The 12,960-nt window shown below is 39.4% G+C and carries 7 protein-coding genes; 5 read left to right on the top strand and 2 right to left on the bottom strand.

What is annotated here, in order from left to right:
* The first annotated feature begins 204 nt into the window (after positions 1-204).
* The 5 genes from C9J46_RS05745 (at position 205) to C9J46_RS05725 (ending at position 9,550) form a co-directional block, all read left to right on the top strand.
* On the top strand, positions 205-2,031 hold the full coding sequence (locus tag C9J46_RS05745) for a sodium:proton antiporter (protein ID WP_107207362.1): 1,827 nt from the start codon (positions 205-207) through the stop codon (positions 2,029-2,031).
* A gap of 198 nt (positions 2,032-2,229) precedes the next feature.
* Complete coding sequence (locus tag C9J46_RS05740; RefSeq protein ID WP_107290652.1) at positions 2,230-3,633, top strand: phosphoethanolamine transferase; 1,404 nt, start codon at positions 2,230-2,232, stop codon at positions 3,631-3,633.
* 751 nt (positions 3,634-4,384) lie between these two features.
* Positions 4,385-7,045 (top strand): alpha-glucosidase, encoded by a 2,661-nt coding sequence (gene ygjK / locus C9J46_RS05735; protein ID WP_107290651.1) that lies wholly within the window; start codon positions 4,385-4,387, stop codon positions 7,043-7,045.
* Positions 7,046-7,512: 467 nt separating this feature from the next.
* The gene (gene eptA, locus C9J46_RS05730; protein WP_107290650.1) at positions 7,513-9,147 is read left to right on the top strand and encodes a phosphoethanolamine transferase EptA; all 1,635 of its coding nucleotides are present in this window, start codon (positions 7,513-7,515) and stop codon (positions 9,145-9,147) included.
* Between the two features lie 43 nt (positions 9,148-9,190).
* A complete protein-coding gene (locus tag C9J46_RS05725) occupies positions 9,191-9,550 on the top strand; it encodes a diacylglycerol kinase (RefSeq protein WP_008988692.1) in 360 nt (119 codons plus the stop codon).
* A gap of 357 nt (positions 9,551-9,907) precedes the next feature.
* Here C9J46_RS05725 and speB read toward each other — a convergent pair whose 3' ends face one another.
* Positions 9,908-10,840, bottom strand: a complete 933-nt coding sequence (gene speB, locus C9J46_RS05720) for an agmatinase (protein WP_107207358.1) — start codon at positions 10,838-10,840, stop codon at positions 9,908-9,910.
* A gap of 95 nt (positions 10,841-10,935) precedes the next feature.
* The gene (gene speA / locus C9J46_RS05715) at positions 10,936-12,855 is read right to left on the bottom strand and encodes a biosynthetic arginine decarboxylase (protein WP_107290649.1); all 1,920 of its coding nucleotides are present in this window, start codon (positions 12,853-12,855) and stop codon (positions 10,936-10,938) included.
* Positions 12,856-12,960 lie beyond the last annotated feature (105 nt).

Here is a 12,960-nt window from a genome sequence, read left to right as displayed (position 1 = left end):
TGAAATCCTCATTTTTGTCATCTATTTGTTCTAAATATGAGCAACAAAATGATAAGGTTGAACTCAGCACCCATTTATTAGTCAGGTAGTGGCAAACAATAGCTTTAGTTATATTGGGCAGATAAGAATATAGCGAGCTATATTCGTTATATTTTAAAATCACATAAATAATGTGATGTGTATTAAGCTATAGAGTATGACCTCATGCATGAAGAAATGATTGGCCTAACTATCGCGGGATTAGGCGTTTTAGGCCTGAGCTGTCAATGGTTAGCATGGCGAATGAAATTGCCAGCTATTTTATTATTATTGATGGCTGGATTAATAATAGGGCCTGTGACAGGAGTATTTAACCCTAATATTTTATTTGGTGATTTACTGTTTCCATTAATTTCATTATCAGTTGCTGTGATTCTATTTGAAGGCAGCTTGACTCTAAATTTTGATGAAATTAAAAATGTAAGGCGTAATGTAAAATCTATTGTCACTGTTGGGGCAATCATTACATGGATGATCACCAGTGTCGCTACTCATTACTTATTGGATTTTAGTTGGCCATTAGCCTTGCTGTTTGGTTCTATGACAGTTGTAACAGGGCCGACGGTGATTGTGCCGCTATTACGTACCGTTAGGCCACAAGCCAAACTTGCTAATATTTTACGGTGGGAAGGGATTTTAATTGATCCCATTGGTGCAATTTTCGTTGTTATTGTTTATGAGTTTATCGTCTCTAGTAGCACCATCCATAGTGTTGAAGTTTTTGGTCTTATGTTGCTGGTGGGTCTGGTGCTCGGTGGTGTTGCAGGTTGGCTATTAGCGCATGTATTACGTCGTCATTTACTGCCAGAATATCTCCAACCGTTTGCTGTTTTAGCATTAGTACTTGGAGTATTTTCAGCGGCTAATGCGTTAGAGCCAGAAGCTGGATTATTGGCTGTTACAGTGATGGGCATGTGGCTGGCGAATGCGAAAGACGTCAATATTCAGCATATTTTGCACTTTAAAGAAAACTTAACAATCTTACTGATTTCTGGTTTGTTCTTGATCCTAGCATCACGCATTCAAATGTCTGATTTCCATGCATTAGGTTGGGGAGCTATCGCTGTATTTGTGGTGATTCAACTGGTGTCACGCCCAGTATCTATTTTCATTTCCACTATGTTTAGTCAGTTAGCCTTTAAAGAAAAACTGTTTTTAGCTTGGGTAGCGCCACGAGGTATTGTTGCGGCAGCTATTTCAGCGTTGTTTGCGTTAAAGCTTTCAAACGATGGGGTAGCAGGTGCAGAACTATTAGTCCCACTAACCTTTATGGTGATTATTGGCACAGTGGTCTTGCAAAGTTTAACTGCGCGACCAATGGCTAAGTTACTGGGCGTTGCGGAGCCTTCACCTAAAGGCTTTATTATTGTTGGTGCGAATGACGTTGCGCGCACTATTGCGTTAGCATTAAAAAAATATGATTGCCGTGTCGTGGTGACAGATTCTAATTGGGATTATATTCGTGCCGCACGTATGGCTGGGCTTGAAACCTATTACGGTAATGCCGTATCAAGCCATGCTGATGAGTATTTAGATGTGATTGGTATTGGCCATTTATTAGCGTTAACACCAGATAAGCATTTTAATGCAGTAGCAGCTATGCACTTTGAAAGTGACTTTGGTAGCCGTAATGTGTTCCGTTTGAACGGACGTCGGCATAATAGTGGTTTAGAGAAACACTCTGCATCTCAAGCGCATAATGGTGCTGCTTTATTTGGTGAAGATATTAGCTATAAGAAATTAGCGAGTTTGATTAACCAAGGTGGTGAGATTAAACATACTAAGTTGAGTGATAACTTTACGTTAGAAGATTACTACGCGCAGTATAAAGCAAGTCAACTTATTCCAATGTTTGCGATTGATCCTAAAGGTTATATTTATACATATACGGTTAACGATGAATTTGCTGTGAAGGCGGGATGGACGATAGTTTCTTTAATTAAAGAATTAAAAGTTTCAGAAGAAGTTAAAGATATAAAAACAGAAGTTTAGCTCTTCTAGCTATCATCATAATGATAAAGGCACGTTAAACGTGCCTTTTTCTTTTTCTTATATGTTAATATCTTCCACTTAGTTTTTAGAATATCGTGGCTTACCGTGAAACAAAAAATAAGAATGCTTATAAAAAATAAGCGCTTTCTCTTTGATCTTATAATATCAATTTTTCTTGTTGTATTATCGACCACTGCAATGGGAGCAAAGCACCACAATTACTTGTTATCATTATTGGTGTATTGTGTTGGTGTTATGATCCTCGCTGGATATAAGCAAGTAAAATACTGCTTGTTATTACCATTGTTTATTATAAGTTGGCTTTATTTACCAGTAGGTATGATTTATGGTCCACCTAATATTGGATCTGTTGCGTCATTATTAGATACGAACAAGCAAGAAGCATTAGAGTTTATTTCAAATATTCCATCGGATATTATTCCTTGGTCAGCCAGCTTATTTATTTTAATTCTTGTCTTTGCATTTAAGAAAACATCTTATCAACTTAAACATGATATTCCGTTAGTCATTGGATTGGTACTTCTCTATTTTTCACCTTATAACCATCTTTTTGTACGCGGCTATCAATCTGTTACTGATTACTTTGTGCAAGAAAAGGCACTTGAGGCTGCTTTCTCGCATAAAGTGAATTTGGATATTCAGCAGGTTACACCTCAATATCAAAACTATATTGTTGTTATTGGTGAGAGTATGCGTCGTGACTATATGTCATTATATGGTTATCCAGCGAAGACAACCCCGTACTTAGATACTGCCAATGGCTTGTTTTTAAATGGCTATATTTCAACGGCACCAAATACAACAACTTCATTACCACGTACGCTTTCTTTAAGCCAAGGGATAACGTTCAAGCCTAATATTAACTTTATTAATCTTGCTAATAGCGCAGGGTTTAAAACGTACTGGTTATCTAATCAAGGAAAAATAGGACGTTATGATACGCCTATTTCAAAATTTGCAATTTTAAGTAATGAAACGCATTTTTTGAAAAATGGCAGTTTTAATGGTTCAATTAATTATCAAGACTCCGATTTGTTACCTTTATTTAAACAGGCTTTGCTGGAACCAACGAAGCAGCATAAGTTGATTGTTGTTCATTTAATGGGATCACACGCAAAAATTTGTCGTCGAATAAAGCATGATGATTATCATTTAAAAGATAAACAACTGTCTTGTTATTTATCAACATATCGAGAATTTGATGCGCTAATGAAAAATATGGTAGGGATATTAAAAAATAGTCAGCAATCATATTCATTAATGTATTTCTCTGATCATGGCTTAAGCGATAAAAATAACAAAGGTAAAGATGTTTATTTAGTACACGGAGAGGATCATAAATCAAATTATGAAGTGCCATTCTTTATTTTATCAAGTGATAGCAAGCAACATGAGATGTTGAAAAAGCAAGTTAGTGCTTATCACTTTTTATCGTTATTTTCAGATTGGACTGGGATTGAATCAAAAAAAGTAATGCCATTAACTTTAGATCAGATACACGATAAAAATATTCGTGTGTTTAATTACAGCAAAATGGTTGATTTCAATCATCTAGCCCCCGATCCTGCGGTGAAAATATAAAGTAAACATTCGCTTATGTTTCGTTCTTTAATAGGTTAATGATTTTAATGAAGGCCAAGTGGGTAACACTTGGCCTTTTTCATACGCTTGATTAGGGTTTTTATCGTCAAATATAAATGGTGATGTATGTTGTTATAAATGTAGTCTATTTATCAACGAGGTTATTTTTGAGCATTAATGCAATAAAAAGGAAGAATTTTTTGTACATCAATAGTTAATTTTTGCTGCTTTTTCCGAAAAATTAAAGGATTGGATAGTTAATGGAAAAGAATTAAGGAAGTATATTTATATTATGTAAGTAAATGACTGTGATATTTATCAAGAAATAAAACAAAAAATAGTAATTTCAATTGTTACTTTACACCTTGTTCTTGTTACTAATGTTACATAACTTATTTTTAATAAGGGATGTTTGTAGAACAAATATCATAGTTAACATGATTATTTGAGGAGAAGATCTAATTTTTATTTATCGTTTTTATTCAGATTAAAAGATAATCAACCTATATAAATTAATAGTGTGAATTTACTTCAAAAATATAATGGATTTTATTTCTTATACTTGTATATGATTGTTACATTCCATACTTAAGCTGAATTTAAGTAGGTTTATTTATGTGATTTACTTCAATTTTAGTGTTTTTATTTGTCTTTAATATTCCCTCCGCTTATAGCGCAATACCAAAATACTCTACCCATAAAAATAATATTAATTCCATGTGGAATGTCTCTTTATATTAAAGGTGTAACAATGACGAATAATCCAATAGTAACTAAGAAAACATTACTTGCCGCAGTGATCGGCTCTTTATTATTGACTGCTGGCTGTAATAGTGATGATTCGTCTAGTTCATCGTCTGAAGAGAAAAAGAAACCAGAATTAGCCCTGCAGTTTAAAGACATTATTGATCGCACAGGTACACCAAAACACCTTGCAGAAGTTGGAGCGGGTAATCACATGGCTTATACGCCATTACATGATGACGGCGCGTGGCATGGTCACCTATTACCAGATTTAAAAGCAAATCCAGAAAATAAAGGTGGCTTTGGTGTGACGGCTATCGCTGAAGAATATAATACTTCGGTAGCAGAGTATTTCGATAAATTATCTATTTTAAAAGATGGTCAGCCTGTTGATTTTAAAGCTGTTGCTTACAGTATTCCGGGCGCGTTAATTCAAACATTAACCGCCGATGATATTCGTGTTGAGATGACATTGCAGTTTGTTTCTTCTCGTTCCTCATTGGTTGAGACGGCCGTTACTAATAATAGTGGTCAAGATCTTACGTTATTGTGGGACGGCAAATTAGTTGAACGTTTCTACGCCCTAGATGGTGTTGAAAAGCCAGTATGCAGTGAATTAGATAAAGATGATAAGCAAGAATGTTATGAAGCAACAGTCGCTGAACAATTACCTGATTTAACGCGTACTTTAACAACGGATAATCATGGGAATATTACTCTACAGTTTGGTAAAGAGCGTGATTCATGGTGGGTGAGAACCCGTGGTGATTCAGCTTTTTATATTGATCGCAGTATTGCCGCTAAAACAACAGTAAAGGGTTTGGAATATCAATCAACGTCAGATATTGGTAATGAAAAAGAAACCAAGATCTATACCGTCTTTAGTCATACTTTAACGGCGGATGAGTGGAAACAAGAGCAGCCAGTTGTGGCTGATATTTTGAAAAATCCTATTAAATATATGAATGCGACCACTAGTCGTTGGGAAAGTTACTTAAGTCATGGTTTAGTAAATGACAATGCAACGACAGAACAAGAGCGGGTTGCAGTGAAAGCGATTGAAACCTTAACTGGTAACTGGCGCAGCCCCGCTGGTATGGTAAGCCATGATACAGTAACGCCATCGGTAACCGCACGTTGGTTCTCTGGTAACTTAACATGGCCGTGGGATACGTGGAAACAAGCGTATGCAATGGCGCATTTCAATCCTGATCTTGCGATGGAAAACATTCGCACAGTGTTTGAACACCAAGTGAAAGCTGACGATGTGTTACGTCCATATGATAAAGGCTATTTGCTTGATGTGGTGGGTATGAACATGTCTCAGCAACGTGGAGATGCATTGGGCTTAACCGAATTTAATGATGCACAAACATGGAATGAGCGTAATACAAAACCATCACTGGCGTCATGGGCGGTATGGGAAGTCTACACAGCGCTGAAAGATAAATATAACCGTCCAAGTGATGCCAAAGCATGGCTTGAAGAGATGTACCCACAGTTAGTGGCATACCATGATTGGTGGTTAACTGCACGTGATACTAATAAGAACGGTATTCCTGAATACGGTGCGGCAGTGGATCCTGAGCACACGAAAGATGGCCAGCTTATTTACAAATATAAGTTAGAAGGCGATACAGAATGGCAAGTTGCTTATGGTATTGATAGTTACAATGCACTGTTAGAGTCGGGCAATTACGTTGCTATAAGCAGCCCTGCACAGACTGCAGCGTCTTGGGAGTCAGGTCGTGATGATGCCGCGGTATTTGGTTTTATCGACACTATTGCTGATGCGCAAGGGCTGACTGATTCTGACGAAATTGCTACCATCGATCAGCTAGGTCGTTATGCGAAAGAGAAGTACGAGTTTGATAATAGTTATAATATCAATGCTAAGGCTGTGACTTACCGTAATACTGATGCGGTTAATACTGCAAAACTGAATCTGGCGAAAAAAGATTGGCAGGTGAAGTTTAGTGAGAACAAAGACGCATCTGGTGAAGTGATTGGTTACTCACTGATGCAAGAATCGGTCGACCAAGCTTCATACTGGTACAGCGATAACAAATATCTTGCTCAAATTGCTGAGGTATTAGGTCATAGCGATGCCGCAGAAACCTTTACGCAAAAAGCAGTAGAGACTAGGGACTACATTAATAAATGTATGTTTGATACTGACACTGGTTTCTACTACGACATCAATATTGATAGTTCTGAAGCGAAAGAATTAAATAATGGTTGCGCGGGTAAGCCAATTGTAAAACGAGGCATGGGTGCTGAAGGTTGGTCACCGCTGTTTAATGGTGCTGCAACAGAAGTGACAGCTAAAGCGGTCGTTGCAAACATGATGGATACCAGAAAGTTTAATACGACAGTGCCACTGGGGACTGCATCGGCTGATAACCCAGCTTATGGTGCCGATATTTACTGGCGTGGTCGAGTATGGATTGATCAGTTTTATTTTGGTGTGAAGGGGATGGCGAATTATGGCTATACCAAAGAAGCGCATGAGATGGTAAATAAACTTTTTACTAATGCAGAAGGTTTAACTAAGCAGCTTCCGATTCAGGAAAATTACAACCCTGAAACAGGGGCGGTGCAGGGCGCAAATAACTTCTCATGGAGTTCTGCTCACCTTTACATGCTATACAACGACTTTTTGAAATAAGTCGTTCAGTGAAAAGTTAATTTGATTCAGCATTAATCCCCCTAATGTTGATAACTCCAACGCCAATACAGAGAACGTATTGGCGTTTTTTATATCAAAGCGGTGAAAACTGTATCTTGTTCTATCTCCTGTCAGGATGTAAACAGCTTATTTATTCATAATTCAACGCGTGAATATATTGCTTTGACCTTTTTTCGACATGGGTGCAGTTATCGTACATCTTCTATATTTACTAAAAGGTGAAAAGAAGATGGTATGAAAACGTCACTATCCATTAGCTGAATCTTTGTTTGCATTTAAGATATAAAGCAATTTATATAGTTATTGGTTAATTGTATGAATTTATAGATATAATTCGCCGCCAAAATGGAACAGATTCGCCAAGGTTGGCATGACGTTAATTGTGAACTGGAATGCCAATGTTCACGCCATACCAAATGATGATAAATACTCTTGGGAATAGACACATGAAATTTCGTTTAACGAGTGTGCTATATACGCTTTTAATCGCACTGTTTTTTACGGCGATACAAAATATTGCGTTATGGCGACATATCACTGAATTATTTGAAGCCAATCCGCCAAATAGTCTTATTTTTGCCATATCCATACCGATCTTTATTTGTGCGGCATTAAATATCATCTTTACCTTACTTATTTGGCCGAAGATATATCGTGTTTTGATCCCTGTACTGATTATTCTGTCGGCATTAGCAACCTATGGTATGTACAGCTATGGCGTATTTTTCGATTACGGTATGATCGTTAATATTTTTGAGACGAATACCGGTGAAGCGACCAGTTATCTATCGCTCGGTGGTGGGATATGGTTATTGGTTATCGGGATTATTCCTGCCATCATCTTTACGTCGATGAAAGTACAATTTAAGCCCTTTTTTAAAGAATTACTGTCAAAATTAGGATCGATTGTTGTCTCGTTGCTAGTGATTGGCTTGATTGCTGCTGGGTATTATAAAGATTATGCGTCTTTGGTTCGTAACCACTCTGAAATTAAGGCGCTGATTAACCCAACTAACTATTTGTCAGCCACTTATCGTTATGCGCAGTACCAGTTAATTGAAGCGAAGATGCCGTTTAAACACATTGGCACTGATGCGGTAAATGAACACGCTGTTATCTCTGAAAAAACAGGTAAACCGAATGTGGTGGTGATGGTATTAGGTGAAGCATCACGTTCGATGAACTATTCACTCAATGGTTACGATCGTGATACCAACCCTGAGCTGGCAAAATTGAATGTGATCAGCTTTAAAGATGTTAAATCTTGCGGTACGGCAACGGCAGCTTCTGTGCCTTGTATGTTCTCTGATATGACTAAAGCGAACTACAACCCAATGACCGCACGTCACCAAGATGGCGTATTAGATGTGATGCACCACGCGGGGATTGATGTGTTATGGAAAGATAATGATGGTGGTTGTAAAGGGGCATGTGATCGCATTAAACATGTTGAGATGAGTGCTGAAATTGATCCTAGCTTGTGCCATAACGGCTCGTGCTACGATCAAATCTTATTGAAAGGCCTGCAGCAATACATTGATGATGCGAAGCAAGATACCTTTATTGTGCTGCATATTATAGGTAGTCATGGGCCAACCTATGACGATCGTTATCCTGCTAAATTTAAAGTGTTTACCCCTACCTGTGATACCAGCGATTTGCAAAACTGTACTCAGCAGCAGGTAAAGAATACCTACGATAACACCATTGTTTATACCGACTATATCTTGAGCCAAGTGATTGATATGTTGAAGCAAGATGATCATCATGCCAATACAGCGATGTTCTATATGGCCGATCACGGTGAATCATTAGGTGAAGACGGGGTCTACCTTCACGGTTTACCTTATGCAATAGCGCCAAAAGAGCAAACCACTGTGCCATTGATTTTATGGTTATCGCCTGAATATCAGAAAAGCCAGCACATTAACCGTGCTTGCTTAGAAAAAGAAGCACAAGCCGGTGGATATTCACAAGATTATCTGTTCCATTCACTACTTGGCATGATGGACGTAAAAACCAACGTTTATGAACCTAAACTAGATATATTTTCACAATGTCGTAGTATTAGCGCCCATTAATGCAATGCTAGCTAACTGATTATAAATAGAGAGAAAAATAATAATGAAACCGGGTGCGACGGGAATAACTCGAATTATTAATGCCGCAGGCTATTCTGTTCAAGGATTGAAAGCTGCATGGAAGAACGAAGCGGCATTTCGCCAAGAGTCAGTGCTACTGGTGCTAATGACTGTGATTAGCTTTTTCTTACCGGTGACTGGGGTAGAGCGAGCAATCATGATTGCTTCATTGTTGTTAGTGATGATTGTTGAGTTGATTAACTCAGCCATTGAGGCAGTGGTTGATCGTATCGGTCCTGAACACCATGAGTTGAGTGGCCGAGCGAAAGACATTGGTTCGGCAGCGGTATTTGTTGCGATGGCACTGGTTGTTGTTGTGTGGGGCGGGATCTTAATTAGCTAGCGACGACACAAAATAATAAAACAGCACACTTAAAGAAATGCCAGAGTGAAAGCTCTGGCATTTTTGTATTTATATACCCAAGTGGCTTCAAGGTGCCTGATTCAGAGCGAGGTCACTGAGTCGAATTCAAGGAAGGCAACGAAGCGGAATAGCGAGCTCTTTCCAAGTTGTCTGACGCAATAAGTCGGCTCAGTGACACGCTCCCAAAGGGCGAGCGTCCTTAGCTCTCAGACTTTGTTAACGATTCTCAATGTAGAACCACTATATCTTCGAATCGTTGCCGCGCCTGAGAACTAAGGTCGTCTCGCTGAACACTGCATCTTGAAGTTACTTGGGTATAGGCATGTGCTTTATCGTTTATTTAATATCTGCTTTCTTATGAGTTAATGCCCATAGGTGCAGCATATCGGTTGCAATTGTTGCTGCTGCAAGGGATGTCATATCAGCGTGATCGTAAGACGGTGCTACTTCAACCACGTCCATACCAACTAAGTTAATACCTTCTAGCGCACGGATAATTTTCAGTGCTTTATCAGATGTTAAACCACCACACACAGGAGTACCTGTACCCGGTGCGAACGCAGGATCTAAACAGTCAATATCAAAGGTTAAGTACACAGGCATATCACCCACTTTTTCTTTGATAGTTGAAACGATTTGCTCAACCGACCAATCATTAGCAGTGCCAGCATCAATCACGTTAAAGCCTAAGCTGTCGCAGTGATCGGTACGAATACCAATTTGTACTGAGTGGTGAGGGTCAATTAACCCTTCTTTCGGTGCATGGTAGAACATGGTGCCGTGATCAAACTTACTGCCTTGATCATAAGTGTCAGTGTGGGCATCAAAGTGGATCAATGCCATTTTACCGAACTGCTTAGCGTGAGCACGAAGCAGCGGCAGGGTCACAAAGTGATCGCCACCAAAGCTTAACATTGCCTTACCTTGTTCTAATAGGCCGGTTGCGTGTGCTTCTAGACGCTCACACATTTGTGCGGCATCACCACAATCAAATACCAGATCGCCACAGTCAGCAATCTTGATAGTTTTAAATAAGTTAAATGTCCATGGCCAACGTTTACCTTCCCATGCTAGGTTGGTTGAAATTTGGCGAATCGCGCCAGGTCCCATGCGACTCCCAGAACGACCCGTGGTTGCCATATCAAATGGAATACCAGTGATCACCACATCAGCATCAGACTCCATTGGTGAGAAGTTGAGTGGTTGACGCAAAAAACCAAACGCATTTGCGTATAGTGAGTAATCTGGGTAGTTAGCTAATGTTGCCATGGTTCTCTCCAACAACAATCTTGGGCAAAGCCCTGTTAAGACATCCTATCACACAGGATTGACGTGATAGGGACCTTATTTAGTCTATAAATTAATTAGATAGCACGAACATCTTCGAGGTAAGTGTAACCTTCAAGACCTTCTGCTAATTCTTGTAAAATTGCATCACGTTCGTGAACAGTTAAATGTTGCTCAGCCATTGTTTGGTATTGGCGTAAAAACTCTTTCGAGTCTAAATGTACGTAGCGCAATACATCGCCAACACTATCACCGCGATCAATTTTTTCTATTTCATAACCACCGTCAGCACGAGTACGAACAACAGCGGTGTCGGTATCACCAAATAGGTTATGCATATCACCTAAAATTTCTTGATAAGCACCGACCATAAAGAAACCAATACGGTAAGGCTCTTCAGCTGACCATGTTGGAACCGGTAGTGTGGTTTCAATACCCTGGCTTTCAACATATTGATCAATGGCACCATCTGAATCACAGGTGATATCTAAAATAATCGCACGACGTTCAGGGGTTTTATCCAAATTGCTTAAAGGCAATACAGGGAAGATTTGATCAATACCCCATGCATCTGGCAATGATTGGAATAAAGAGAAGTTCACAAAGAACTTATCCGCTAAACGCTCATGCAACTCATCTAAAATCGGGCGGTGAGCTCGGTTTTTATCTGAGAGTTTTTTCTGTAATTCGTAACATAGGCGTAAGCTAACTTGCTCTGCCCATGCACGGTCGATAAAGCTGATCATCCCAACCCCAAATAGGGCGTGAACTTCGGCTAAATCGCTTTGGTTATCATGGTAGATCTCAACTAACGAGCGTTGATCGGAATGCTCAGAGAGCTCTTTCCACGACATCCACATGTTCTGTAGCACTTGTGGTGCATCTTCAGTAGGTGCACTAATGCTTTCTGGTTTGTAGCTTTCTACACCCACAACATCGGTGATTAAGACTGCGTGATGCGCCGTTAAGTTACGCCCAGATTCTGAAATAATGCGTGGCATAGCAATATCATATTCAGTACAAATATCACCTAATACATAAACAATGTTGTTTGCATATTCGTTAATACTGTAGTTCATTGAACAACTGCTTTGGCAACGGGTACCTTCATAGTCCACGGCCAAACCACCACCAACATCTATAGTTGTAATACCAACACCGATTTTTTTCAATTCTGCGTAAACACGGCCGGCTTCACCCACACCATTTCTTACATCACGAATGTTGGCGATTTGCGATCCTAAGTGGAAATGCAACAATTGCAGACAATCTAGCATATCGCGCTGGCGCAGTTCATCTACCACAGTTAAAACCTGAGATGCCGATAATCCAAACTTAGACTTCTCACCACCACTGGCTTGCCACTTACCTTTACCTTGCGAGGCTAAACGAACGCGTAAACCAAGACGAGGAGTAACGCCAAGCTCTTTTGCTTGCTCTAAGATAATGCGTAGTTCTGATAGTTTTTCTAGGACGATATACACTTCGTGTCCTAGCTTTTCACCTATGAGTGCAAGGCGAATGTATTCTTTATCTTTATAGCCATTACAAACAATGACTGAGCTCGCCTCTTGCGCCATAGCCAGCACAGCCATGAGTTCTGGTTTACTGCCCGCTTCTAAACCTAACTGACGTTGTTGCTTAGCGTATTGGCTTTTAAGAATTTCGCTAACGACTTCTTGCTGTTGGTTGACTTTGATGGGATAAACCGCAAGGTAGTCACCAGTATAGCCATAATTCTCAATAGCTTGGTTAAACACACTACATAAGCTATCGACACGGTGATGCATAATTTCTGGAAAACGCACCAATACCGGTAATGAGGCACCAGCGGCAATCAGTTCATCAGCAAGTTGCGATAAACCTATGGTATTGCCGGGAGCCTGTAAATTAGGACGTGCAACCACGGAACCATCTTGTGCAATATCAAAATAGTTTTGGCTCCAGTAAGGCGTATTATAAACGTCACGTGCGTTATTAATTGTCCACTCACTCATAGTCTTAATCCTTGCAAAGTACGCGTCAGTTTTTTAAGGCGAACAAAAGCCCTACAGAACTGCAGAAAATATAAATAAAATAGAAGGTTATGATTACTGACGTAA

This window comes from Photobacterium sp. GB-36, assembly GCF_003026135.1.
Taxonomy (GTDB): Bacteria; Pseudomonadota; Gammaproteobacteria; order Enterobacterales; family Vibrionaceae; genus Photobacterium.
This window is presented reverse-complemented; position numbering and strand designations above follow the sequence as displayed.

What these genes read in the sequence shown, in the direction of transcription:
- C9J46_RS05745 (WP_107207362.1), top strand. Translation starts at nt 205, where the DNA reads ATGCATGAAGAAATGATTGGCCTAACTATCGCGGGATTAGGCGTTTTA.
- C9J46_RS05740 (WP_107290652.1), top strand. Translation starts at nt 2,230, where the DNA reads ATGGGAGCAAAGCACCACAATTACTTGTTATCATTATTGGTGTATTGT.
- ygjK (WP_107290651.1), top strand. Translation starts at nt 4,385, where the DNA reads ATGACGAATAATCCAATAGTAACTAAGAAAACATTACTTGCCGCAGTG.
- eptA (WP_107290650.1), top strand. Translation starts at nt 7,513, where the DNA reads ATGAAATTTCGTTTAACGAGTGTGCTATATACGCTTTTAATCGCACTG.
- C9J46_RS05725 (WP_008988692.1), top strand. Translation starts at nt 9,191, where the DNA reads ATGAAACCGGGTGCGACGGGAATAACTCGAATTATTAATGCCGCAGGC.
- speB (WP_107207358.1), bottom strand. Translation starts at nt 10,840, where the DNA reads ATGGCAACATTAGCTAACTACCCAGATTACTCACTATACGCAAATGCG.
- speA (WP_107290649.1), bottom strand. Translation starts at nt 12,855, where the DNA reads ATGAGTGAGTGGACAATTAATAACGCACGTGACGTTTATAATACGCCT.